Annotated in this window: 19 protein-coding genes, 1 other RNA gene and 1 pseudogene; 8 read left to right on the forward strand and 13 right to left on the reverse strand. The window is 67.8% G+C overall.

All coding sequences use genetic code 11. The features are described 5' to 3' along the window. Window positions 1-68 precede the first annotated feature (68 nt). Both NVV57_02190 and NVV57_02195 read left to right on the forward strand, forming a co-directional pair. On the forward strand, window positions 69-926 hold the full coding sequence (locus NVV57_02190; protein ID MCR6711560.1) for a VOC family protein: 858 nt from the start codon (window positions 69-71) through the stop codon (window positions 924-926). 182 nt (window positions 927-1,108) lie between these two features. After that, complete coding sequence (locus NVV57_02195) at window positions 1,109-2,146, forward strand: acyl-CoA desaturase (GenBank protein MCR6711561.1); 1,038 nt, start codon at window positions 1,109-1,111, stop codon at window positions 2,144-2,146. Here the strand turns inward: NVV57_02195 and NVV57_02200 are convergent. Beyond that, window positions 2,143-3,108, reverse strand: a complete 966-nt coding sequence (locus tag NVV57_02200) for an aldo/keto reductase (protein MCR6711562.1) — start codon at window positions 3,106-3,108, stop codon at window positions 2,143-2,145. The two genes, NVV57_02195 and NVV57_02200, sit on opposite strands and share 4 nt — an antisense overlap. Window positions 3,109-3,178: 70 nt before the next feature. On the opposite strand from NVV57_02200, the pseudogene NVV57_02205 reads away from it, so the two are divergent. Next, a pseudogene (locus NVV57_02205) lies at window positions 3,179-3,380 on the forward strand (hypothetical protein). Between the two features lie 174 nt (window positions 3,381-3,554). Here the strand turns inward: NVV57_02205 and ssrA are convergent. The 7 genes from ssrA to NVV57_02240 all read right to left on the reverse strand — a co-directional run bounded on the left by ssrA (window position 3,555) and on the right by NVV57_02240 (window position 13,120). After that, window positions 3,555-3,922: a transfer-messenger RNA gene (ssrA, locus tag NVV57_02210) on the reverse strand. Between the two features lie 214 nt (window positions 3,923-4,136). Then, window positions 4,137-6,011: a DUF2207 domain-containing protein gene (locus NVV57_02215; GenBank protein MCR6711563.1), complete on the reverse strand. Its 1,875-nt coding sequence runs from the start codon at window positions 6,009-6,011 to the stop codon at window positions 4,137-4,139. Window positions 6,012-6,075: 64 nt separating this feature from the next. Next, window positions 6,076-6,537 carry an SsrA-binding protein SmpB gene (gene smpB, locus NVV57_02220; protein MCR6711564.1) on the reverse strand — a complete coding sequence of 154 codons (462 nt, stop codon included), beginning with the start codon at window positions 6,535-6,537 and terminating at the stop codon, window positions 6,076-6,078. Window positions 6,538-6,604: 67 nt separating this feature from the next. Next, window positions 6,605-7,924, reverse strand: a complete 1,320-nt coding sequence (locus NVV57_02225) for a peptidoglycan DD-metalloendopeptidase family protein (GenBank protein MCR6711565.1) — start codon at window positions 7,922-7,924, stop codon at window positions 6,605-6,607. Then, entirely contained in the window at window positions 7,921-8,832 is a 912-nt protein-coding gene (gene ftsX / locus NVV57_02230) for a permease-like cell division protein FtsX (protein ID MCR6711566.1), read from the reverse strand. Before ftsX ends, NVV57_02225 begins: the two co-directional genes overlap by 4 nt. Beyond that, on the reverse strand, window positions 8,829-9,521 hold the full coding sequence (gene ftsE, locus NVV57_02235) for a cell division ATP-binding protein FtsE (protein MCR6711567.1): 693 nt from the start codon (window positions 9,519-9,521) through the stop codon (window positions 8,829-8,831). Before ftsE ends, ftsX begins: the two co-directional genes overlap by 4 nt. A 107-nt stretch (window positions 9,522-9,628) precedes the next feature. Then, a complete protein-coding gene (locus NVV57_02240) occupies window positions 9,629-13,120 on the reverse strand; it encodes a hypothetical protein (protein MCR6711568.1) in 3,492 nt (1,163 codons plus the stop codon). A 53-nt stretch (window positions 13,121-13,173) separates the two neighbouring features. On the opposite strand from NVV57_02240, the gene NVV57_02245 reads away from it, so the two are divergent. After that, window positions 13,174-13,782: a TetR/AcrR family transcriptional regulator gene (locus NVV57_02245; protein MCR6711569.1), complete on the forward strand. Its 609-nt coding sequence runs from the start codon at window positions 13,174-13,176 to the stop codon at window positions 13,780-13,782. Between the two features lie 4 nt (window positions 13,783-13,786). Here the strand turns inward: NVV57_02245 and prfB are convergent. Beyond that, a protein-coding gene (prfB, locus tag NVV57_02250) for a peptide chain release factor 2 (protein MCR6711570.1) occupies window positions 13,787-14,897 on the reverse strand; the annotation gives its coding sequence in 2 pieces (ribosomal slippage) (window positions 13,787-14,056 and window positions 14,058-14,897; 1,110 coding nt in all). A gap of 217 nt (window positions 14,898-15,114) precedes the next feature. On the opposite strand from prfB, the gene NVV57_02255 reads away from it, so the two are divergent. Both NVV57_02255 and NVV57_02260 read left to right on the forward strand, forming a co-directional pair. Then, window positions 15,115-16,383 carry an ion channel protein gene (locus NVV57_02255; GenBank protein ID MCR6711571.1) on the forward strand — a complete coding sequence of 423 codons (1,269 nt, stop codon included), beginning with the start codon at window positions 15,115-15,117 and terminating at the stop codon, window positions 16,381-16,383. A gap of 280 nt (window positions 16,384-16,663) precedes the next feature. After that, a complete protein-coding gene (locus tag NVV57_02260; protein MCR6711572.1) occupies window positions 16,664-17,038 on the forward strand; it encodes a hypothetical protein in 375 nt (124 codons plus the stop codon). Window positions 17,039-17,163: 125 nt separating this feature from the next. On the opposite strand, the gene adhE is transcribed toward NVV57_02260, so the two are convergent. Next, on the reverse strand, window positions 17,164-19,899 hold the full coding sequence (adhE, locus tag NVV57_02265; protein ID MCR6711573.1) for a bifunctional acetaldehyde-CoA/alcohol dehydrogenase: 2,736 nt from the start codon (window positions 19,897-19,899) through the stop codon (window positions 17,164-17,166). A 183-nt stretch (window positions 19,900-20,082) separates the two neighbouring features. Between adhE and NVV57_02270 the strand changes: the two genes are divergently transcribed. Both NVV57_02270 and NVV57_02275 read left to right on the forward strand, forming a co-directional pair. Then, the gene (locus tag NVV57_02270; GenBank protein ID MCR6711574.1) at window positions 20,083-20,622 is read left to right on the forward strand and encodes a hypothetical protein; all 540 of its coding nucleotides are present in this window, start codon (window positions 20,083-20,085) and stop codon (window positions 20,620-20,622) included. Beyond that, the gene (locus NVV57_02275) at window positions 20,622-21,719 is read left to right on the forward strand and encodes a hypothetical protein (protein MCR6711575.1); all 1,098 of its coding nucleotides are present in this window, start codon (window positions 20,622-20,624) and stop codon (window positions 21,717-21,719) included. Before NVV57_02270 ends, NVV57_02275 begins: the two co-directional genes overlap by 1 nt. 15 nt (window positions 21,720-21,734) lie before the next feature. Here NVV57_02275 and NVV57_02280 read toward each other — a convergent pair whose 3' ends face one another. From NVV57_02280 to NVV57_02290, 3 genes are read right to left on the reverse strand one after another with little or no spacing between them, the layout of a single operon-like run. Then, on the reverse strand, window positions 21,735-23,174 hold the full coding sequence (locus NVV57_02280) for an NAD(P)(+) transhydrogenase (Re/Si-specific) subunit beta (GenBank protein ID MCR6711576.1): 1,440 nt from the start codon (window positions 23,172-23,174) through the stop codon (window positions 21,735-21,737). Next, window positions 23,171-23,476 (reverse strand): NAD(P) transhydrogenase subunit alpha, encoded by a 306-nt coding sequence (locus NVV57_02285; protein ID MCR6711577.1) that lies wholly within the window; start codon window positions 23,474-23,476, stop codon window positions 23,171-23,173. The genes NVV57_02280 and NVV57_02285 overlap by 4 nt, the downstream gene beginning before the upstream one ends. Beyond that, entirely contained in the window at window positions 23,473-24,534 is a 1,062-nt protein-coding gene (locus tag NVV57_02290) for an NAD(P) transhydrogenase subunit alpha (GenBank protein MCR6711578.1), read from the reverse strand. The genes NVV57_02285 and NVV57_02290 overlap by 4 nt, the downstream gene beginning before the upstream one ends. Window positions 24,535-24,830: the final 296 nt, after the last annotated feature.

Raw genomic sequence — 24,830 nt, forward strand, 5'->3', positions numbered from 1 at the left:
CAGCGTATCCGCTGCGCCGGGGCACGCCTACGAGGGAATATCGGCGCCGCGGCGACGTTATGGTGGCCATGCCTGACACGATCGCGCCGGAGACCCGAATGGGTCCGGTTCGCCTGCTCGTGAACGACCTCGACACGATGCTGGCGTTCTACCGCGACGTGCTCGCCCTCGACGCGATTCGCGCCGACGGCGACACGCACGTGCTGGGCCGCGGCGGGGTCGAGACCATGTCGCTCACCCCCTCCCAGGGACTGCCGCGGTTCGATCGTCGCGGCGCCGGGCTGTTCCACACCGCGGTGGTCTTCGACAGCGAGCCCGGGCTCGCGGCCGCCGTGGCGCGCGTTGCGCAGGCGGCGCCCCGCGCGTACACGGGCAGCGCCGACCACCTCGTCAGCAAGGCCTTCTACTTCGATGACCCCGAGGGCAACGGGGTGGAGCTCTACTGGGATCGCCCGCGCTCCGCATGGGCGCGAGACGCCGAGGGCCGCCCCGTCATGGGCACCGAGTACATCGACGCGAACGGCTACCTCGGCAAGCACCTCACGGAGGGCGAGTTCGCCTCTCCGCTCGCCGCCGCGAGCGTGGGCCACGTGCACCTGCAGGTGGGCGACATCCCCTCGGCAAAGCGCTTCTACGTGGACACCATGGGCTTCGACGAGGTCTTCGACATGGGCTCCGCCCTGTTCGTGTCCGCGGGCGGCTACCACCACCACATCGGCCTGAACACGTGGAACTCGCGCGGTGCCGGACCGCGTGCCGCCTCCTTGGGTCTGGGCCGCATGGACATCGTCCTGCCCGGGCCCGACGCTGTGGCCGCCTTGCGCTCTCGCCTCGAGTTCGCGGGCGTGGACGTGGAGGACGACGGCCAGGAGCTCACGTTCCGGGACCCGTGGGGGACGGTGATCCGCGCGAGGGTGGGTGCGTAGCGCGACGGATTTGGCACATACCGCCGCAATACTCGCGCATTAACCTACGGTCGCGTAAGGTTAGTGCATCCGCGTCCCCCCGCGCATTCTTACGTCGACTGGGAAGTCGCATGACCAGCACCCGCTGAGCGAGAGGCCCCCAGCCAGTGACAACTTCCGGCTTTGCCACACCCACCATCCCCGTGAATCACGTCACGCGGTCCTTCACCGAGATCGCCGCGACGGCTCGCGATGCCGGCCTGATGAAGCGCAGCTACGTGTTCTACGCGAGCTTCTTCGCCGCCCTTGTGCTCGCTCTCGGGGGCGTCATCACGGGGATGATCCTGCTGGGCGACTCATGGTTCCAGCTGCTCATGGCGGCGGCGCTCGGTCTGGTCCTGACGCAGTTCGCGTTCCTCGGCCACGAGGCCTCGCACCGCACCGTGTTCAAGTCCGGCAAGGCGAACGACAACCTCGGCAAGATCATCTCCACCTACGTGGTCGGCATGAGCTACCAGTGGTGGATGAACAAGCACTCGCGCCACCACGCGAACCCCAACACGGTGGGCAAGGATCCGGACATCAACCCCAACGTGGTCATGTTCCGCCGCGAGGATGCGGAGCAGGCGCGCGGGCCGCTGCGCTGGATCGTTGCTCGCCAGGGTTGGCTGTTCTTCCCGCTGCTGACGTTCGAGGGCTACAACCTGCACCGCTCCGCACTGGTCTCCGCCTTCACGCGCGGCACGCCGCGCCAGCGCGTGCTGGAGCTGTTGGGCATCGTCAGCCACTTCGTCGTCTACCTGGTGCCGCTGTTCTTCCTGATGCCCGTGGGAATCGCGTTCGCTTTCATCGCCGTGCAGATGGCCGTGTTCGGCGTCTACATGGGCGCGTCGTTCGCCCCTAACCACAAGGGCATGGCGATCATCGCCGAGGACCAGAAGGTGGACTTCCTCTCCCGCCAGGTGCTCACGAGCCGCAACATCAAGGGCGGATGGTTCATGACCATCCTCATGGGCGGCCTCAACTTCCAGATTGAGCACCACCTCTTCCCCAACATGGCGCGGCCGCAGCTGTTCCGCGCCCGCGAGATCGTGCGCGAGCACTGCGCGAACATCGAGCTTCCGTACACCGAGACCGGGCTGCTGCGCTCATACGGCATCATCACCGCGTATCTCAACAAGGTGGGCCTCGGCGCCCGCGATCCGTTCGACTGCCCCGAGCGCGTAGCGATGGGCCGCTAAGCGCCCGACGCCGGGAACAGCGCGTCGATTGCGCTCACCTGGTCTTGGGTGAGGCGGGTCTCCCCCGCCTTCGCATTCGCCGTCACCTGCTCCGGCCGCGTGGCCCCCGCAATGACCGACGCTATGGCCGGCTTCGCGAGGAACCAGCCGAACGTCGCCTCGAGCATGGTGATGCCCCACTCGTCGCATAGCGCCTGGTAGGCCTCCATCGCATCCCAGTTCGCCTGGTCCGCGATCTGCGGGCGGACCTCCGCGATGCGCGTGCCCGCCGGGCGCTCCGTGCGCGTGAACTTGCCGGTGAAGAGCCCGTTGTGGAGCGGGAAGAACGGCAGGTAGCCCTGGCCGCCCTCGACCGCGGCCTCGAGCCGGCCGTCGGTCTCCGCGGCCCTCACCGCGAGGCTCAGCTGGTCCTGGCTGGTGGCGAATCGGGCAACTCCCAACCGGTCCGCGGCGGCGTTGGCCTCGCGGATCTGGGTTGCGGTGAACTGCGAGTGGCCGTATGCCCGGATCGCGCCCTCCTGCACGAGTTCCGCTAGCGCCTCGAGCGTCTCCTCGATGGGCGTCTTCGGATCCGGGGTGTGGATCTGGAACAGGTCGATCACGTCGATGCCGAGCCGCTCCCGCGAGGCGTCCGCCGCCGCGCGCAGGTACGCGCGGGAGCCCTTGGCCCCGAGGTGATCGAGGGGCGTCGCGACCTCGCTGTGGCCGAACTTGGTGGCGACGATCGCCTCGTCACGTCGTTCCGCGAGCGCCTCACGCATGAGCGACTCGCTCAGGCCCCACTGCCCTCCGTAGATGTCAGCGGTGTCGAAGAAGGTCACGCCCGCGTCGAGCGCAGCGTGGATCACGGCGTTGGTGCCGTCCTGGGTCTCGCTCACGGTGCCGGCGCGGCCGAAGTTGTTGCAGCCGAGCCCCACGGCTGAGACGGCGAAGGGGGCGTGGGCGAGGGGTCGAAGTTCCATGGGTCAACCCTACGTTTCGCCAGGGAATGATTCGGCGACGGTCAGGTGCTCGTCAGCATATGCTGACACCATGAAGACCTCAGTTGGCGGGCAATTCGAAGACTCCCCGATCGGCGAGCTGCGCGCCGTGGCCAAGGCCAAGAGCGAACTCGCGGGGCGCGAGGAACTGGCCGTGCGGCGCGCGCAGCGCCGGGCTCAGTTGGGCGGAGATCGGCACCTTCCTTGGCGTCACTCGCCAGACCGTGCACCGCAAGTACAGGAGATTCGGGTAGAGCCGGCCACAGCGTCGGGCCCCCTACGTCTCAACCGCCCACACCATGTTTGGGCGCACTATTGGCCACCAAACGTCGCGTGAACGGTTGAGACGTGGGTCGCGCGGGCGCGCACGCGCCAGGGCAAGACGAAGCCCCCGGCTAGTCCAAACCGGGGGCCTCGTACACAGGGATAAGTGGAGATGGCGGGAATCGAACCCGCGTCCGCATGGTCAAACCTAGGTCTTCTCCGGGCGCAGCCTGAGAAGTGTTTCTCGGCCCCTCACCAACATCAGGCGAGCCGGTGAGATGGGCCCAGTCACCTAAGTGTCCCGAGCGCCCCGATGACGAGAGCGATCAGCAAGTTCCCTAGATGACGCCAGGATCCAGGACGGGAACACGCCTGGGCTGACGGACTTCATGGCGCTCGCTTAGGCAGCGAGGGCGAAGTCGGTGCGATTGGAATCGGCACCTGTATTTTGCTGGGAACGTTTACGAGATAACCCAACATTCTCGGCCCGCTTCCCCTAGGAAGTAAACACACGTCGAAACCGATCATCCCCTGTGCAGTTATGGGTCCAGTCTACCTGCCAGGTCCGACGCTGTCACCGCCCCCCTTGCTCGCCCCACCCAACGCTCTGCCCCCGCAACACTCCTGACCACTCAGGCGGCCTTTGACCGGTCACAGAGCCGCCGAAGGCCCCGTGAGTGGTCAGGAGCGTTGGGCGCGCCGCCGGAGGTCGCCACGGGCGCGGCCACGGCCGCGGCCGCGAGCACCTACCAGCCGCCTCCACCGCCGCCTCCACCGCCGCCGCCGGAGAACCCTCCCCCGCCTCCCCCGCCGAAGCCGGAGCTGCCGCTCGAGCCCGGAGTGGGTGCGGAGACCGCAGCGGAGGTGAGAGAGGAGAACTGCGAGATGGTCCCCGTGAAGCCATTCGACAGGGCCCAGAACGAGCCCAACGTGTAGCCCGTCATCCAGTTGGGCTCCGCCACCTGGTAGCCGGCCGCCGCGAGGTCCTGGAACTTCTTGGTCCACTGCTCGGCGATGCCGAAGGCGATCGCGTAGGGCAGGTACTTGGAGAAGATGTCCTGGCCCTCCTCGAACTTGAGCTGGTTCGCGTCGGCGGTGCGCAGGAACAACTCGAAGCCCTTGGACTCGGCGAGCACGCGAGAGCCCTCCGCTTGGCGCACGGGAGCGGCGCGCTGCGTGAAGATGAGCACCGCGCCGATGAGGATCAGCGGCAGGGTCAGCAGCACGGAGCCGCCGAGGTTGGCCACAAAGAACGAGCCGAAGAAGCCGGCGACGACCAGCAGCACACCGAGCCCAGCCCAGGCGAGGCGGGTCGAGGATGGCGCCCGCCGGTACCAGCCCATGGACACCGTGTCCTGGTACATCTGCACGGACACGTCCTGGAGCGTCTTCGCGAAGGTCGTCTTGAGCTCCGAGAGCAGCACCTCGTTGCGGCCAAGGAAGATCTGGTCAAAGAGCTCGCCCTCGTACTTGAGCATCGTCGAGTCCGAGTTCTTCAGCTTCACGAGCCGGTAGTCCTCGGCCTCGACGTGGTCAACGCGCAGATACCCGCGAACGGCGAGGTCTACGATGGTGGCGGTGACGTCCCTGGTATCTGCCGACTCGTCCCACAGCGTGCCCACGAGCCCGGGCGCCACACCCTTTGGCGGATCGAACCGCACCGCGACCGGCGGCGCCTTGCGCAGCGACCGTGTGGTGCCCTCATCGGCGCCGGTTGGCGCGAGGCCGGGGGTGAGCCCCGCGTAGTACTCGTCCCGCGTGGCCCTCCACAGCGCACGCCCCAGCAGGACGCTGCCTCCAATGAGGATGAGCAGTCCGGGAAGGGCCCACGGCAGGGACCAGCGGAAGGCGCGCGCAGTGTCGTCCGCGATCTCCAGCTGGGGGGTCGTGTCGAACGAGCCCGCCGGGTACAGAACGTCAACGGTCATCGGCTGCCCGGGGCTGAGCGCCGCGTGCGTGAACGTCGCCTTCGCGCCCGTGGCGGATGCGGAATCGCACGGGTCCGCGACGCCGGACGCTCCCGCGAAGCACTGGGCGGCGATCGCATCGACCGGACTCATGACCGTCACGGTTGCATTGGAGATGGGAATCTCGAAGCCGTCGCCGATCGCGTTCCAGTAGAACTCGTCCGCATCGATGGGATCCGACTGTCCCGGCGGCACCGCGTCCGTCACCGAGTTCATGACGTGGTGGACGGTGTACGTGAGCACGTATGTCTGCTTGCCGCTGACGTTGTCGATGTTCTCGTCCCCGATGCGGACCACGAGCCAGTAGTCACCGTCCTCGGTGTACACCTTCGCCGGCGCTCCGGTGGGGCTCGACGCGGTGAGGTCCGTGATCTCGTACACGCGGTTGTAGGTGTCGTCGTAGACCTGGTGAGTGGGGAACGTGAAGTACGGCCCGTGGCCCGGGTCGTCGCCGAAGTCGAAGTCGATCTCCAGGCGCACCTTCGCCGAGCCATCAGCCTGCAGGTCGTAGGTCTCGTCCCAGCGGGTGATCTGGTTGCCCGTGGTTGTGGTGCTTGTTTCCAGGCCCGACGCTGTGGTTAGGTCCGACGCCGTGGCCGGGGTCGCTGCGAACGTCGCCAGGGCGGCGGCAAGTGCCGCAAGAAGCCATCTCATGCCCCCATCATGCCGGGGTTCGAGCGTGAGGCGAGTCAGCGTCGGCCCGTAAGTGACTCCTGAATCAGCGGCGCGCGTTCATGGCGCGCTCGGCCTCGCGGCTGTCCTGGCGCTCCTTGAGCGACTGGCGCTTGTCGTAGAGCTTCTTGCCGCGCGCGAGAGCGATCTCGATCTTGGCCCGGCCGTCGACGAAATACAGGCGCAGGGGCACGATCGTGTGGCCCTTCTCGCGAGTGCCGTGCATGAGCTGCTCGATCTCGTGGTGGTGGAGCAGCAGCTTGCGCTTGCGGCGCGGGGCGTGGTTAGTCCACGTTCCCTGCGTGTACTCAGGGATGTAGATGTTGTCGAGCCAGGCCTCGCCGCTCTCGATGTACACGTAGCCATCGCCGATGGTGGCGCGGCCCATGCGGAGGGCCTTCACCTCGGTGCCGGTGAGGACGATTCCCGCCTCGAAGACGTCATCGATGAAGAAGTCATGGCGCGCCGAACGGTTGGTCGCCACGACCTTCAGGGACTCCTTGGCCATGACTCACCTCCATTCGCTCGCTGTGTCACTGCACGCAGGGCCGAATGAGAAGTGTACGCCGCGCGGCTTAGGGGATCGGGCCCAGGATCGACATGGGGTTCACGGTGTGGCCGTTGACGTAGACCTCGAAGTGCAGGTGGCAACCGAGCGACAGCCCCTCGTTGCCCGAATACCCGACCACCTGGCCGCGCGAGACGTACTGGCCGCTGTGCACGGCGAACTTGGACAGGTGGTTGTAACTGGTCATGAGCGAGTTGCCCTTGACGTAGCCGTGGTCCACCATCACCTGGTTGCCGAAGCCGTTGAGGTACTTGGCCCACAGCACCTTGCCCTCCGCCGCGGCGTAGATGGGCGTGCCGCAGTACGCGCGGAAGTCGGTGCCGGCGTGCATGCGCCAGTAGTGCAGGATCGGGTGGAAGCGCATGCCGTAGGAGCTCGTGATATACGGCACCTTGGTGGGGAAGCTCAGGTAGCCCTTGCCGAGCGGCGTGGGGTTGCCGTGGTTCTGGGAGGCCAGCTTCTTCTTGACGAGGGCGAGGATCTCGGCGCGAACCTTGTCTTGCTTCTTCTCAAGTTCGGCCTGCTTCGCGATCGCCTCCTTGCGCGCGGCGGCGAGCGTCTGCTTGAGGGTCGCGAGCTCGTCAAGCGCAGAGTCGACCTCCTGCTTCTTCTTCTCCGCGGCCTGCTGGGCCTGAGCAGCCTCCTCAACCAGAGCGTCGGCCTGGTCCTTGAGCTCCTGGATGTAGTCGCGCACGGCCTCCTGGCGGGCGCCCCGGTTGCGGTTGGTGGCGGCGATCTCCTCGATCTCGTCCAGCGCGTTGGTCTGGATGCGCGCGGCGGAGTGGTGCGCGGCGAAACGCTGCACGAAGTCGCTTGAGCTCTCAGCGCCGAAGACGATCGCGAGCGAGTCCGACGCGCCCTCGCCCATGTACTGCTCGCGGGCGAGTGCGCCGAGGCTGATCTTCAGCTGCTCGATGCGCTCGTTGTCGTCCGCGATCTGCTGGGTGATGTCCTTGTCTTGGGCGATGGCCGCCTTCAGTTTGTCGGCGACGATCTTCTGCTGCACCACGGCGGCGTTGTAGCGCTCGTTGGCGGCCGCGAGTTCCTTCTTGAGCCCCGGCAGCTTGTCCTCGAGTTCGCCGATGCGCTTGTTCGTCTTGATGATCGCGGCGTCGGTGTCCTCGAGCTCGCTCTCGAGATCATCCAGCTTGTTCTGGATCTTCTTGGCGTCCTTGTTGGCGTCTGCGATCTGGTCGTCGTAGTCGTCGTCAGCATGCACCGTGGTTGGCGTCACCACCGCGGAAGCGGCGCTGAACGCCCACCCCGAGCAGATGACCACAGCGAGCAGCGCCGTGATCACCGCGTAGAAGCGGTTCTGAAGCCTCATGCCCGCGTGTACTTTCCGAGCGTGACAACAGACGCGGCGGCGGCGAGGGCCACGGCGATCGCGATGAGGTACGGCGCCACGGCGAGCACGTCCGCCTCACCGATGTATGGGATCCAGGTAAGCGAGGCCCGCAGCCAGTCGCCCACCACGTAGCGCACCGAGGCGTACAGGGCGCCGACGGCGAGGACGGCGCCGAGCGTCGCGGCAACGGCGCCCTCGAGCAGGAACGGCGCCTGAATGAGCGTGCGAGACGAGCCGACCATTCGCATGATGGTGGTCTCGCGCCTGCGGCTGAGGGCACTGAGCCTGATCGTCGTGGTGATGAGCAGACCGGCGGCGAGCAGCATGATCGCCGCGAGCGCGGCGGCCACGAGCGTGGCGGCGTTGAGGAACTTGAACAGCTGCGCGAACGTGTCCCGCTGATCCTGGACGTAGTCCACTCCCGGCATGCCGGCAACCGCGTCGGAGACCACCTGGAACTGCTCGGGGTCCTTGAGCTTCACGCGGAAGCTCGCCTGCATCTGGTCGGCCGTCAGGAGGTCGCTGATGCCCTGGTTATCGAGGCGCTTGTAGTTCTCGAACGCCTCTTCCTTCGACTCGAAGTACACCTTCTTGACGAGGTCGGCGACCGGCCCGTCGTTGAGGACGGCGAGGATCTGCGCCTTCTGGTCTTCGGTCACCTCGCCCGCGGCGCACTGCGTTGAGCGCGCGTTCTCCGGGCACAGGCCGATCGTCACCTCGACCTTGCCGTACCAGCTCTGCTTGAGCTCGCCGATCTGCGCCTGAATGAGCGCGGCGGCGCCAACGAAGGTCAGCGACACGAACGTCACGAGCACCACCGACAGCGCCATCGTCGAGTTGCGGCGCAGGCCGTTCGCAACCTCGCCCAGGATGAACTTCAGCCTCATACGCGCTCCAGCCCGTAGACGCCGCGGTCCTGGTCGCGGACCAGCTGGCCGCCCTTCAGCTCGATCACGCGCTTGCGCATCTGGTCCACGATCTCGTCATCGTGGGTCGCCATCAGCACCGTGGTTCCCGTGCGGTTAATGCGGTCGAGGAGCCGCATGATGCCGACGGACGTCCCCGGGTCGAGGTTTCCGGTGGGCTCATCACACAGCAGGATCGGCGGGTGGTTGACGAAGGCGCGAGCGATCGCCACACGCTGCTGCTCGCCACCCGACAGCTCATGCGGGAGGCGCTTCTCCTTGCCGGCGAGCCCCACGAGGTCGAGCATCTCCGGCACCGACGAGTTGATGACGTGCCGCTTCTTGCCGATGACCTGCAGGGCGAAGGCGACGTTCTGATACACGGTCTTGTTCGGCAGCAGGCGGAAGTCCTGGAACACCGCGCCGATCTCCCGGCGCAGTTGAGGCACGCGCCAGCTGGAGAGGCGGTTCAGGTGGCGGCCGGCCACATAGATGTCACCGGTGCTTGGCCGCTCTTCCCTGAGGATCAGCTTCAGGAAGGTGGACTTGCCCGAGCCGGAGGAGCCCACGAGGAACACGAAGTCCCCACGCTCAATCTCCACCGAGACGTCATCGAGCGCAGGCTTTGCGCCGCGCGCGTACACCTTGGAAACGTTGTCGAATCTGATCATGAGTCGCCGGACACGAGGGGTTGGACTCGCGCCTTCGTCTAGGGAAACACGGCCCGACGGCGGGTCAAGTTAGGCGCGCCGCCTCCGCTTTGTGCGGGTCGTCACACTCAGGGCCCGGTTTGGCGCTTGCGGGCAAGTCCGATGGCTACCGCGGCTCCTAGTGCTGCGAGGATCACGAGGACAATCCACCACCAGCCTTGCGGGCCGTTGGGTGCGTTGTCGTGGTCGCCCGCGACCGCGGTGGGGCCGGGAGTCTCGGACTCCGAGGGCGCGGCAGGGTCTCCCGGCTGCGCGGCGGAGCCGGTGGCTGCGGGTGTCGGCTCGACTGTGGCGCTGGGCTCTGCTGTGGTGCTGGGTCCTGCTGTGGTGCCCGGCTGCGCGGTGGTGCCCGGAGCGCCGGTCGACGTGCCCGTCGCGCCTCGGTGCGGTGTGACTTCAGGCTTCGGCGTGACTTCGGGCTGCGGCGTGACGGTCGGCTCCGGCGTGACGGTCGGCTCCGGCGTGACGGTCGGCTCCGGCGTGACGGTCGGCTCACTGACTTGGGCGGCCGAGACCGCAAGGCTCGCCTGCGCCGTGTCGTTCGCGGTCTGGCCGTCGTTGGCCACGTTCACGGCGGCACCGACGGCGAAGTCGCCAGTCGCGGTCGCCGTAGCGGTGACTGCGATGGGCGGGATGGCATCTCCGGCCGTGAGCGTGCGCGAACAGCCTGTCTCGAGGTCACAGGACCATCCCGTTCCGGACAGTGAGGTGAGGGTGAGTCCGTCCGGAACGTCGACGGTGACGTTCGCGCCGCCGACCGCCGAGTCTTCGCCCACGCTGGCGACCTGGGCGGTCCACGACACGGTGTCCCCCACGTGCGCGGTAGACGCACCCGCGAGCGCGATCGACGCGTCGGTCAGCGAGTAGACGGTCAGGCGAACCGGCGCAGACGGGTGCGCGCGGTCCTTGGTGGCGGTCACCTCTCCAAACCAGTCGCCGTCCGTGCCCAGCGGAATGGTGCCCTCGATCGCGAAGGTGTTGCCGCTCCCGGTGACCACGAGGCCAGGAGGCAGGCCGCTCACGGTGACCGTGGCGTCGGATTGCACAAAGCCGGAGACGGTCACGGGAATCGACACCGCCGTGCCAACCCGCACCTGCCGCGTGTAGGTGCCAACCGACACCGTTGGCGTGAGCACCGTGACCTTGACGCTCGATGTAGCGCCCCAGTCGGAGGCGGCCACGGTAAAGGTGCCGGAGTCGGCCGCGCTCGTGGGGGTGCCGCAGGCCTCGATCCCCCAGTCGCTCACCGAGCGCACCGTGAGCCAGCTCAAGCCGGAGACCGTCACGGGTCCCCGCGACGTCGCGGTGTTTCGAGACAGGGAGAAGGGGAAGCACACCTCGACTCCCGCGGTGGCCCGCTCCGTGGCGCTGCGAGAGTCGAACCAGACGGACGGCGCTCCGCCGAGCCAATAGTCGATGTCGAGGTGGACGTAGGCGTGATCGCTCGAACTCGACCCGGTGACGGGGTACCGCGAGAATCCAACGCCTCCCCCACCGCCGGAGCCGGCAGCGCCGCCCGATGCCGACTCTGCGCCGAGCGCACCCTGGCAACCGGCGCCGCCACCGCCCCCGCCACCGGACGTGGACCCCGTGGGCCCGTCTGCTCCGGGGTTGCCGTTCTGTCCGAAGCCCGCGGTATACGGCCCGTCATGGAACTCCCGTGCGGTGCCGGTGACGGTGGCGTCGAGGCAGTAGGCGGGCGCGATGCCGGGAGTACCGCTGCCGCTGCTCGCGGGGCTGAACCCAACAGTCGCCTCGAGCGTGAGGGCGCCCGGGCCTCCCTTGGGCGGCGCTTGGTCCTTGAGGAATCCGTAGTTTCCCCCACCGCCGCCGCCGCCGGGGCCGATCAGCAGCCACCCATGGACGGCGGCGGAGGCATCGTGGACGAGGAACACCCCGGAGCCATTGCCCCCGCGGCCGCCGTTACCGGCGACTCCGCCGCCATCCGAGCCGCCCGTGCCTCCCACCAGGTTCCCCGAGGATCCGCCGATGACGAGCCCGAGCTGATCGAGCGGCTTCACCAGGTGCGAGCCACCCACGGGGATGGTGGTCTTGACCGCCAGTCCTGCACCGCCGCTGCCGCCATGGAGCGTCTCGGTGCCAGTATCGCCGTTCCACGTCTCGGTGGACTCCCCTGCGGCTCCCGGGGCGCCACCCGCGATTGCGCGCACCTGATAGGTGCCGGCGGGCAGCTGGACGTACTGCGCCGTGTCCGTAGCCGTGAAGTCGTAGGTGAGCGTCTGGCGAACCGCATCCACCTGGACCGTCGCGGTCGCGGTCGATGGGTTTCCCTCGCGCGCAAACCCACGCCCGTCATAGAGGTCGTTTGGTCCCGTGGTGCCGTCCGCCGCGATGCCCGTGACGCTGACGACGATGGGGCCTCCCTTGCCGAAGGTGTACGAGATGGGACCGACTGCGGTCGTGAACTGTGTGCCCTCGATGTCCCAGCGCAGCTGTGCGGGGGCGGGGTCTCCCACTACGGGAGTGAGCGTGACCGCGTCTCCCACGGTGGCGGACGCGGGCGCGGCGACAGCGGCCACGGTGGGCGAGATGAGCGGCGCGCGCAGGATGCGCTCCACGCTGATGGGGACCACCCTCTGCGATGCGAACACGTATCCCACAGGGCCGAGCGTGTAGCGGTCGATGGCCGTGACGCTGATGACTCCCACACGCACCACGTCGATTGCGCTGCTGGTGCCCACGGCGCTCATTGAGACCGCGTTGACGTCGAGGGGAGGGACCAGGTAGAAGTTCGTGTCATTCTCGCTGGTCGAGTAGATCTCGCCGTCGAGCGTATCCACGGCGTTGACGACCACGGGGTTGCGCCCCAACTCCAGATCCGTGACTGACTTGGACCCTGGCGGCAGGCTCATCTTCGTGCTCGTGAACCCGGCAACGGCAAACCGGTACACCGCGAGGTTTTCCGTGTCGGCCACCCAGAAGGTGGATCCGCCTGGGTTGATGACGATGTCTCCCGGCGTGCCGTTGATAGGCAAGTCCCGCCCCAGTTCGAGGGCGGCGAGGTCCACCACCTGCACGTCTCGTCCCGTTGCGGACGCCACATACGCCACAGTTCCGTCTGGGGCGACAACGAATGACGTTGGCGCGTTGGGCAGCGACATCGCCCCGGTCACCTCACCAGTGGCGATCTCCGCGATCGTCAGGGTGTTGGGCGCCGCCGTGAGCACGGCGAGGCTGTGGCGATCCGGCAGCACCGCGATCGACACCGGAGTGCCCTCAAGATCCAGAACGTTGCGCGTCACGGCGAGGCTGGCCGCAGCGACCGCGCTCACGCGGGAGCCTTCGGGTCCAGTGCCGAGCGCCAGTACGGTGGTGGCGTCCGGCGCGTAAACGGCGTCCACCATGCCGGGTACATTGAGCACCGTGGCCGACCCGCCCTCATACGTGGCCAACTGCCCAAAGATGGTGACGTACACGTCTGGGCCGGGCCCGGTTGCGGCCGACGCTGTGGTCGCCGACGAGGCGGCCGTCATCAGCGCAGCGCCCATCAGCAGCGCAGCGGCACCCACCGCAGCCTTTCGGCCCGTCAACCCCAGCACGTCAACGAGAATAACGAAACTTCTTCGCTTTAGGTGCGACTACGCTCGGTGGCGTGACGAATCCCACGGCGACCGTGCGCACCAAGCCGCGCCAGCGTCGGGCCCAAGAGCGCGTGGACGCGCTGCTGGACGCCGCCGCTTCGCTCATCGAGCGCGGCGGGTTGGACGCGGTCACGACCACCGCGGTGGCCGCCGAGGCGGGGGCGTCCATTGGCGGCCTCTACCGCTACTTCGAGGACGCGCGGGCGATCCTGCGCGGGCTCGCGGCACGCAACATGGACCGGTTCTGGGCGGGCATCGACGCAGACCCGCCGGCAGGGGCCGGGCGCGCGTTCCTCGCAGGTGTGATGAGCCGCTATGTGGCCTTCGCCCGCACCGAACCAGGCTTCACGGCGCTGCGGTTCGGGCAGGTGCTCGACGGCTATGGGGGCGAGCGCACGGTCTCGACGCAGATCGCCGAGCACCTCGAGGCCGCCTACGTGCGCACCGGCGCCGTGGCGCCCTCAGCTGATCTGCGCCTGGACCTGGAGATCGCGGCGACCATGTCGTCCGCACTCATGGACCTCGCGTTCGCCATGGACCCGCGCGGCGACCAGCAGGTGATCGACCGCACCATTGAACTCGCGCTCGTGCTGCTCTCGCGGCACGCGCAACCCGAATAGCCGCCTACGACTGCGCGGCAGCGGACCGGCGCCAGCGGATGCCCGCGTCGATGAAGCCGTCTAGGTCGCCGTCGAACACCAGCTGCGGGTTTCCCACCTCGTAGCCGGTGCGCAGGTCCTTGACGAGCTGCTGGCCGTAGAGGAAGTACGAGCGCATCTGGTCGCCCCAGGATGCCTTGATGTCCCCGGCGAGTTCCTTCTTCTGGGCCGCCTCCTCCTCCTTCTTGAGGAGCAGCAGTCGCGTCTGCAGCACGCGCATCGCGGCCGCGCGGTTCTTGAATCTGGCTCTTCTCGTCCTGCATCGACACCACGATCCCGGTGGGCAGGTGGGTGATGCGCACCGCCGAGTCGGTGGTGTTCACGGACTGGCCGCCGGGGCCGGACGAGCGGAACACGTCGATGCGGATGTCGCTCTCGGGCACCTCCACCTCCACGGCCTCCTCCATCACGGGGATCACCTCGACGGCCGCGAAGCTCGTCTGCCGCTTGTCCGCGGAGCCGAAGGGGCTGATGCGGGCCAACCGGTGCGTCCCTGCCTCAACCGACAGCGTGCCGTAGGCGTACGGGGCATCCACCTCGAACGTCGCCGACTTGATGCCCGCGCCCTCTGCATACGAGGTGTCCATGACCTTGGCGGGGTAGCCGTGCCGCTCCGCCCAGCGCAGGTACATGCGCAGCAGCATCTCGGCGAAGTCGGTCGCATCGTCGCCACCCGCGCCCGAGCGGATGGTGACGACGGCGCCGCGGTCGTCCCACTCCCCCGTCATGAGGGTGCGAACCTCCATCGCGGCGAGGTCCGTCTTGAGCTTGGACAGCTCCGCGTCGGCCTCCGCGAGAGTCTCCGCGTCTTCGCCCTCGGTGCCAAGCTCCACGAGCACGTCAAGGTCGTCGATGCGGCCGCGCATGACGTTGAGCCGCTCCAGCTCGGCATTCGCCTGGCTGAGCTGGCTCGTGACCCGCTGGGCGTTCTCCTGGTTGTCCCAGAGGTCGGGCGCGGTGGCCTGCTCACTCAGGTCTGCGATGCGTGCCTTGAGGGCCGACGGGTCGCTCACCGCCTCGATCTGCGCAAACGTGCTCTTCAGCTCGCTGAGCTCTGCTGGGAAGTCGGTGGCCACGACCGGCAAGTCTACCGGCGCCCATTGTGTCCCCGCGCGGAACCGCACCTCTTCGCGCCGTACGCACACCAGCGTCGGGCGGGGGCCTTCCTCCACTCCCGTACGCACCTGGGCGTCGGATCCGGGTGCGTTTCCAGCGTCCATGTGCGTACGGGAGCCGGGAAAGTGTGCCTTGCAGCCCGACGCTCCAGCGGCTTTCGCCCCTAGGCTGGCTTCCGTGACGGAAGTAGTCGGACCGGGGCCCACTGTCAGATCTCTCGTGGCCACTGCATGGCCGGCGCTCGTGATCGGAGTCCTCTCGGGCCTGCTCATGGCGGGCGTCAACTGGATCTCGCATGGCTTGGAGAACGTGCTGTGGGACTCGCTGCCGGGCGCGCTCGGGATCGCGAGCGGTGGGGCGGTGTGGATCATCGCGGTCCTGACCGCGACGGGCATCGCGGTGGGCGTCACCGTGTGGCTCGTTCCCGGTCACGCGGGCCCCGATCCCGCGACAACGGAACTCGTGTCCAAGCCCCTCCCTCTCGTCGCCCTCCCCGGGGTCGCGATCGCCCTCATCCTTGGCCTCGCTGGAGGCGTGAGCCTTGGCCCAGAGAACCCGATCATCGCGGTGGCCGTGGGTCTGTCGGTGTGGCTGGTGGCGCGTATGGCACCACGCACTCCCGTGCAGAGCGTCGTCATCGTCGCCACCGCGGGAATCCTCGGCGCGATGTTCGGTTCGCCCGTGGCGGCGGCCTTGCTGTTGACCGAGATGCTCGCCGAGTTCCGAGCTCCCGGAGCCATGTGGGACAAGCTCTTCGCGCCGCTCATCGCGGCCTCGACCGGCGCCGTGGTGACGATCCTCATCGGCGAGGGCATGGCGCTGCCAACCTTGCCCGCCTACGAGCTGGCGCACTGGATCGACCTGGTCTCGGCGCTCGCGATCTCCGCGGCGGCTGCGGCCCTGGGGATCCTCGCGGCGCTCGCACTTCCCCCGCTGCACCGGCTGCTGCACTCGCTTCGCCATCCGGTGCTGTACCTGGGCGCGGGCGGCCTCTTGCTCGGCGTGCTGGGCGCGATCGGCGGCACCGTGACCCTGTTCAAAGGCGCGGACCAGTCCGCCCAGTTGGTGCAAGACGCCCCCACCATGAGCGTCGGCCAGCTTGCCCTGGTGACGATCGTCAAGATTGCCGCACTGCTCGTGGCCGCCGCCGCGAGCTTCCGAGGCGGCCGCATCTTCCCCTCGATGTTCATCGGGGTGGCGCTGGGCCTGCTGATCGCCGCCATCATCCCTGGTATCCCAGAGACCTTGGCCGTTGCGGCCGCCACCCTTGGATTTGTGCTCGCCGTGAGCCGCAGCGGCTGGCTGGCGCTGTTCATCGCGGCGGCCGTGGCCGGGTCCACCACGATCCTCGGCATCATGTGCCTCGCGATCCTGCCCGCGTGGCTCATCGTCACGCGCGGGCCGCGCATGATCGTCAACGACGCGAACGAGCCGGCAAACGCATGAGTGAGGACGGTTGGAAGGCGTTCCTCGCCGCTGATGGCCTCGAGGACTGGGCCGTGCTCCACGGCGGCGCGGTCACGGTGTTTCCGGTCGCCTCGCTCGCGGACGGGCTGCGGCTGGCCGACGCGGTGGCCGGGGCCGACGGGTTCGCGGGCTCTGGAGCGGTACTCACCTTGGGCGACGACAGGCTGAGTGTGCGGCTGACGCAAGACATGTGGTCACTCGAGCCTCGGCACGTTGAGCTCGCCTCGCCGTCTCGGCGGCCGCGCGCGAGGTGGGTGCAGTGGCCGACCGTTCCCGCATCCAAGAGGTGCAGCTTGCCGTGTCGGCGAAGCCCTCCGAGGCGAACTTGCCGTTCTGGCGCGCCGTGCTCGGCTACGCGGCAATGGCCGATGACAACGGCGTGGATCCGCTTGGCCACTCATCGGTGATGTGGGCCCAGGAACTGGACGAAGACAAGGACCTGCGTCACGCGATGCACATCGACGTCTCGGTGCCGCGAGAGTTCGTGGAGGCGCGCGTGGCCGCCGCGGTCGCGGCCGGCGGTCGCATCGTCGTCGACAAGGGAGATGGCTGGCGCGTGCTCGCCGACGCATCCGGCAACAAGGTCTGCGTGGTTGCCTGGCCGGATGGCGCAGCGGAGACCTCAGCCGACTAACCCAGCCACGGCGTCGGGCCGCTCCAAAGAACACGAAGGCCCCGCCGCCCTTGTGGGGCGACGGGACCTTCAGGCCTCACGCGCTGAATTGTGTCCCTAGCCGGCGCGGAGGCTGGGCGCCGCGATCAGGCCTTGGCCTTGCGCGCCGAGCTCTTTACAGACGAGGCCCTGGGGCTCGCCTCCTTGGTGACGCCATCGCGAACAGCCTCGAAGCTGGTGCCGTAGTACGCGGCCTCCATCATGATCTTCATGTCGTCGAGCACGGGCAGCCGCGGGTTCGCGGGCGCGCACTGGTCCTCGTAGGCGTTCATGGCGAGCGTGTCGAGGCTCGCCATGAAGTCCGCCTCGTCAACGCCGATCTCCTGGAACGATCCCTCGATGCCCACCTTCGCGCGGAGCTCCTCGACCGCGCTGGCGTAGGCCTCGACGGCCTCCTCCGGCGTGGAGCACGGCAGGCCGAGCATCTTGGCAATCTCCTGGAAGCGCTCCGGCGCCACGTAGCTCTCCTGCTTTGGCCACGACGTTGGCTTGGTGGGGACCTTGCCGTTGTAGCGGATCACGTGCGGGAGGTAGATGGCGTTCGTGCGCCCGTGGGCCACGTGGAACGTGGACCCCGTCACGTGGCTCATCGCGTGCACGAGGCCGAGGAACGCGTTGCCGAACGCCATGCCGGCGATCGTGGCGGCATTGTGCATCTTCTCGCGAGCCTTGACCGCCGTAGCGCCCTCGTTCACAGACTCCGCGATGTTCTCGAATACCAGGCGGATCGCCTGCAGAGCCATGCCGTCGGTGAAGTCATTGGCATACACCGAGACGTAGGCCTCAGTCGCGTGCGTCAGCGCGTCCATGCCGGAATCGGCGGCCACGCGGCTTGGCATGGACGAGGTCAGCACCGGGTCCACGATCGCGACCGTCGGGGTGAGCGCGTAGTCCGCGAGCGGGTACTTGCGACCCGTCTCCGGGTCAGTGATGACGGCGAAAGGAGTCACCTCGGCACCCGTGCCGGACGTGGTGGGGATGCAGACCAGCTTCGCGAGCTCGCCCAGCTTGGGGAACTGAAACGCGCGCTTGCGGACGTCGAAGAACTTCTCCTTGAGGTCGCTGAAGTTGACCTCCGGGTGCTCGTACATGAGCCACATGACCTTGGCCGCGTCCATGGGCGAGCCACCGCCCACCGCGATGATCGTGTCCGGCCGGAAGGCCCGAAGCACCTCGGCTCCCTTTGTCACGGTCTGGATGCTCGGCTCGGGCTCCACGTTGTCGATGATCTGCAGCGAGACCTTGTTGGGGCGGCGCTGCAGCACGTCGATGACCTTGTCGACGATGCCGATGCGGGTCATGGTGGCGTCGGTGATGATCGTGACGCGCTCAACGTCGTTCATGGACCGCAGGTAGCGGATCGAGTTGGGCTCGAAGTACGTCTTTGCCGGCACCTTGAACCACTGCATGTTGTTGTTCCTCCGGCCAATGCGCTTCACGTTGATCAGGTTGACCGCGGTGACGTTGTTGCTCACCGAGTTGTGACCATAGGAGCCGCAGCCGAGCGTCAGCGACGGCAGGAACGCGTTGTAGATGTCTCCGATGCCGCCGTGGCTCGACGGCGAGTTGCAGATCACGCGGATCGCCTTCACCCGCCTGCCGAACTCGTGGATAACGGCCTCATCCGTCGCGTGAATCGCGGCGGAGTGGCCCAGCCCGTGGAACTCCACCATCTGCTCCGCAAAGGTGAGGCCCTGTTCCGTGGTGCTGGACTTCAGCACCGCCAGGACGGGGCACAGCTTCTCGCGCGTCAGCGGCTCGTTTTCGCCAACCTCGGTGACCTCGGCGAGGATGATCGACGTCTCCGCCGGCACCTCGAACCCCGCTTGCTCCGCAATCCATTGCGGGGACTTGCCCACGACGGTCGGGTTGAGCTTGGCGCCGCCGCAGTTGCTGCCCGACGCTGTCACGCCGAAGATGAACTGCTCCAGTTTCGCTTTGTCTTCGGGGGTAGCGAGGTAAGCGTGGAGGCGGTCGAACTCGCGGAGAGCCTCGTCGTAGATGTCCGCGTCGATGATCGCCGCCTGCTCCGACGCGCACACCATGCCGTTGTCGAACGCCTTCGAGACGACGATGTCATTGACGGCGCGCTTGAGCTTGGCGCTGACGTGAATGTACGCGGGCACGTTGCCTGCACCAACGCCGAGCGCGGGCTTTCCGCAGCTGTACGCGGCCTTGACCATCGCGTTGCCGCCCGTGGCCAGGATGAGGGCCACGCCGTCGTGGTTCATGAGCGCGTTCGTCGCCTCAAGCGACGGCGCATCGACCCACTGCACGCAGTTCTCCGGCGCGCCAGCGGCGACCGCGGCATCACGGACCACGCGGGCCGCGGCGACGGAAGACTCCTGGGCGCTGGGGTGGAACGCGAAGATGATCGGGTTGCGGGTCTTGATGGCGATGAGCGCCTTGAAGATCGCGGTGGACGTGGGGTTGGTGACGGGGGTGATGCCCGCGACAACACCAACGGGCTCCGCGATCTCGGTGATGCCAAGGATCGGGTCCTCGTGGATGACGCCAACGGTCTTCATGGGGGCCATCGAGTGCGTCACGTGCTCGCACGCGAAGATGTTCTTGACGGCCTTGTCCTCGAAGACGCCTCGGCCGGTCTCCTGAACCGCGAGCTTGGCGAGCACGCCGTGCTGGTTGAGCGCCGCGACGGAGGCCTTCTTGACGAAGAGGTTGACGTCGTCTTGGTTGAAGCGGCCGTACTCCGCGAGCGCAACCTGCGCCTTGGCAACGAGCGCGTCGATCGCGTCGGCCACAGTGGCCCCAATGGGCGTGACAGTGTCCACTCCGGTCTTCTCCGGGCTGGTGGTGGTCATTTCTTTCCCTCCATGTGGGCCGGGTAGGGACTCCCGGCAACACTTCGACGGTATTAGGAGACGTCCGAGATTTCGCCGGTCGAAAGTCCCGGGGACCTACGGCCCGGTCGCCTGCTAGCATCTGGGCGTTACGCGGCGTGTTCCAAGGCACACGGCGCCGCATCTGAGCGAGGGAGCCGGATTGTGGAAGCGGTGGACGCGCGCCATCTGGAGAGCCTCGAGGCGACCTTCGGCGACAAGCTGTTCGCTCGCGGCTACCTGATCTCTGCGACCAAGCCCGTCTTCGTACCCGCCGCGTGGTCCAGCGTGGATCTGGGCCGCGGCTACACGTTGTGGCACGACCCCCGAACTCCGCACACTGTGGCCGCGCACGCTGGCGCCGAAGTGCACGCGATCGGGCATATCCTCAGCGTCGACAGGCCGCGACGCGATGCGGCGGCGGTGGTCAGGTCGCTCGCGCGCGCCCTGGACCGCTCTGACGCCGCATTCTTTGAGGCCCTGGACCGCCTGCACGGCAGATTCGTGCTTCTCTACGCCCGCAACGGCGACGCCTGGCGGGCAACGATGGACGCCACTGGCATGCGGTCCATCTACTACGACGCGGAGGCTCGCGCCCTCTCCTCCCATCCGACTCTCGCCGCGCTCGTCGCGTCCAGGTCCGCGCTCGAACCTCCGTTCCAAGGCTATGGGCGGCCGGGGCGAACGTCCGGCTTCGAGGGGTAGTGCTGGCCACACCCAACCTGGAACTGCGCCTGGACGAGTACTCGCTTCACCGGTACTGGCCCCGCGAGCCCATTCCGACGCTCCCAACGCCAAAGAGTGCGCGCGCGGCGAGCAAGGCGATGGCGCGCTCGCTGCGCGGCATCCGCCGCCGCCACGCCGGGCTTGTCGCGTCGCTGACCGCTGGCACCGACAGCCGCGCCACCTTGGCCATAGCCCTCGCCGCAAGAGCCACCGCAGGGATCGAGTTCTTCACGTACTCGCACGTGGACCCCTCGCCGTCCGAACACATCGATGCCGTGATCTCGAGACAGCTCGCTGATCACTATCACCTGCGCCACCGCGAGATCCTCCTGTCGTCAGGAACCGATGCACGGTCCCCAGAGGTGGCCGACCTTCTCAAGATCAACTCCCCGCACCGCCACGGTCCCCTGCTCACCGAGAGCTACATGGAGCTCTACGGCGGCGAACCCGTGGTTCACCTGAGGTCGAACCTCTCGGAGATCGCGCGCTCGTTCTACCTCCGCAAGCGCGCACGCCACCAACCCCCGACAACCGGTGACGATTTGGCGCACATCTACATGCACACGATGGCCCACAGCGTTGAGCCGCCGCTCGAAGGCAGGGACGTCATTGCGGAAAACTTCCGCGAGCAGTTCGAGGCGACCGACTTTGCGGCCGGCGCGGCACTCATCGACGCTCGCGATCTCCTCTATTGGGAGCACCGCATGGGCGCGTGGCACAGCGCGATCGTGCTGGAATCCGACGTGGCCTTTGAGACGCTGTCGCTTTACAACTCGCGCGCCGTGCTCGTGGCGCTGCTCTCGACGTCACCGGAGGATCGGCTCAACGACGCCCACATGCACGAGATCATGTACGAGGCCGACCGCGCGCTCCTCGACTTCCCGTTCAACCGCCTCACCAAGCGCAAGGCAGACGTATCCCCTGCGGTTGCTCGCCGCGCCGACTCCGGACGCGAGCGCCTGAAGTCCAGGGTGCGCAAGACCGTGCATCGGGTTGACGACGCCATGCCATGGTTCAAGCGGGCGCGAACCAGGGCGCTGCGCGCCGTGCGGAGGGGCTCGAAGGTCAAGGCCTAGCCAGGAGCTACGAACTCAGACCGCGTACTCCTTGAGCGCCGCGAGGATCTCGCCAAGGCCCTTCTTGGCATCCGCGAAGAGCATGCCGGTCTTGTCATTCGCATAGAGCTCGTTATCGAGGCCCGCGTACCCGTGGCCCATCGAGCGCTTGATGACGACGATCGACCGCGCCCTGTCCACATCCAGGATGGGCATGCCTGAGATGGCATTCCCCGCCCGGCGCGCGGCCGGGTTGGTGACGTCGTTCGCTCCCACCACGAGGGCCACGTCGCACGTGGGGAACTCGGGGTTGGCGTCGTCCATCTCGAGCAACTGCGGGTACGGCACATCGGCCTCCGCGAGCAGCACATTCATGTGGCCCGGCATGCGCCCCGCGACCGGGTGGATGGCGTAGAACACGGTGATGCCGCGCTCGGTGAGCGCTTTGCCGAGCTCTCCGGCCTCGCGCTGCGCCTGGGCCGCGGCAAGGCCGTAACCAGGCACGATGATGACCTTGGAGGCATACGCGAGCCGCAGCGCAACGTCGTCGGCGTCGGTACGCCGCACCTCGCCGCCCGACGGCATGGTCGCCCCAGCGGGCGCGTCACCGGTGCCGAACCCGCCGATCATGATGCTGAGCACGGACCGGTTCATGGCGTCGGCCATGAGCTTGGTCAGGATGGTGCCCGACGCTCCCACCAGGCCTCCGGCGACGATCAGGATGTCGCTGCCCACCACGAAGCCGGACATCGCCACCGCGAGGCCCGTGAAGGCGTTGAGCAGGGACACGACCACGGGCATGTCGGCGCCGCCGATGGGCAGCACCATGAGGATGCCGAATGCGAGCGCGGCCAGCGTGAGGACGATGAGCGGCACCATTCCAGGTGCGGCGATGAGCCAGGCGACGGAGCCAACGCCAGTTAAGGCTGCGAGCGCGAGCAGCGCGCGGGAGCCGGGAAAGGCGATGGGCGCGCCGGACACCCAGCCTTGGAGCTTGCCTGCCGCGATGAGCGAGCCTGAGAAAGTGATCGAGCCGATGAGAATGTCGAGACCGACGAAGAGGCGCACTGACGTGGGGATCGCCGAGTAGGAGGCGCCGAGCAGGTCCAGCTCCTCGAAGCGGTGCATGAGTTCGGGGAACGCGATGATCGCGGCCGCGCCGCCGCCCACCGCATTGAACAGCGAGACGAGCTGGGGCATCGCGGTCATCTTGATCCGACGTGCACTCACTGCGCCCGCGGCGGCCCCGAGCGCGGTGCCACCGATAAGGGCTGCCCAGCCTCCCGCCGTGATCGCGAAGGCGTCGTCGAAGCTCACCAGCGCGAGCGTGGCGAGGATCGCGGCGGCCATGCCGGAGGCGCTCAACAGGTTGCCGCGCCTCGCGGTCGCCGGGGAGCGCATGAGGTGCAGGCCCAGCACGAAGGTCGTGGCCGCGCCGAGGTAGATCAGGCCCACGACGGCCTCGAGCGCAGTCACTTGCTCGCCTCCTCGTCCTTGGGCTTGGCCCTGAACATCCCGAGCATGCGGTCCGTGACCACGTAGCCGCCCACCACGTTCATCGCGGCGAACGCCGCGGCGACGAACGCGAGCACGTAGCCCACCGGAGAGTCCACGAGGCCCGCGATGAGGATCGCGCCAACGAGCACCACGCCGTGAATGGAGTTGGCGCCGGACATCATGGGCGTGTGCAGGGTCGCGGGGATCTTCGAGATCACCTCGAAGCCCACGAGCAGCGACAGCACGAAGAGCCCTAAGTCGCTCATCAACTCGGGGGTCATGGCGTCACCAGCATCTTCGAGATCACCTCGTCGTCGGAGTCGATGGTCAATTCGCCGTCCTTCACGATCGCCGCGATCACGGCCGCGACGTTGCGTGCGTATGCGTCCGACGCCGCGGGCGCCATGTCGCGGGCGATCTCGCCCGCGCCGATCAGGGTGACGCCGTTCGCGGTGGTGACCACCGCGTCGGGCCTGGTACCGGCCACGTTGCCGCCGAGCGGCCCGGCGGCGAGGTCCACGATGACGCTCCCCCTCCGCATCGCCGCGACCGTGGCCGCGTCCACGAGTTCCGGCGGCTTGCGGCCGGGCACCTTGGCGGTGGTGATGACAACGTCGAATCCGGCGATCGCCTTGGCGAGTTCCTCCCGCTGCCTGGCGCTCTCTTCCGGGGTGAGCTCGCGCGCGTATCCGCCCTCGCCCACGGCATCGACCGAGGTCGCGAGGAACGCGGCGCCAAGGCTCGTGACCTCCTCGCGTGCGGCGGGGCGCACGTCGTAGCCGGTGACGCGGGCGCCGAGGCGGCGAGCCGTGGCGATGGCCTGCAGGCCCGCCACCCCCGCGCCCAATACCAGCACCGTTGCCGGCTTCGCCGTCCCGGCCGCGGTCACCATCATGGGGAAGTAGCGGCCGTAGCGCTCCGCTGCGACGATCGCTGCGCGGTACCCCGAAATGGACGCCTGCGAGCTCAGCGCGTCCATCGTCTGGGCTCGGCTGATCTGCCGCGGCAGGCGGTCGAGGCTCAGCACGTGCACGCCGTCCTTCTTGAGGCCGTCCACCAACCCGACCAACGCTTGGCCGGGCTTGAGCGCCTTGGTCGCCACAGCGTCGGGCGGCCCGACGCTGACCACCACCTGGGCCCCGAGCGTCGCCTCACGCGGGGCGAGCGTGGCTCCGGCGGCGGCGTACTCGTCATCGGGGAAGCCAGCGCGGTGGCCGGCGCCCTTTTCGACTGTCACGGTGTGGCCGTCGCGCACAAGCGTGGTGACGACGGTCGGCGTCAGGGCAACGCGAGTCTCGCCCTCCGCTGCTTCGCGGAGGACGCCGATCGAAACGGGCATCCGGGGCTCCTTTGCGTCACTCGGAGACTATCCCCATGCCTGGTAGGTGGCCCGTGACTAACGGCCCGTGTCGCGCCCTGTGAGTACCTCAGGTCCGGATCTCAGGCGAACTAGCTTCACGTGAGGACATGAAGTCCGCTACGCCGCAACCCGGTGCCGCCAGTAGCCGGGCTCACGAGCCTCATGCGCATAGGCAACGATGTGGACTTCACCTCGTCTCACGAGGTAGACGACGGCGATGCGAAATGGCTTGACGCTGCGACGCCGCACAGTTGGCGGCTCGACCCAGTACGAGA

It is taken from the genome of Demequina sp., assembly GCA_024707205.1.
Taxonomy (GTDB): domain Bacteria; phylum Actinomycetota; class Actinomycetes; order Actinomycetales; family Demequinaceae; genus Demequina.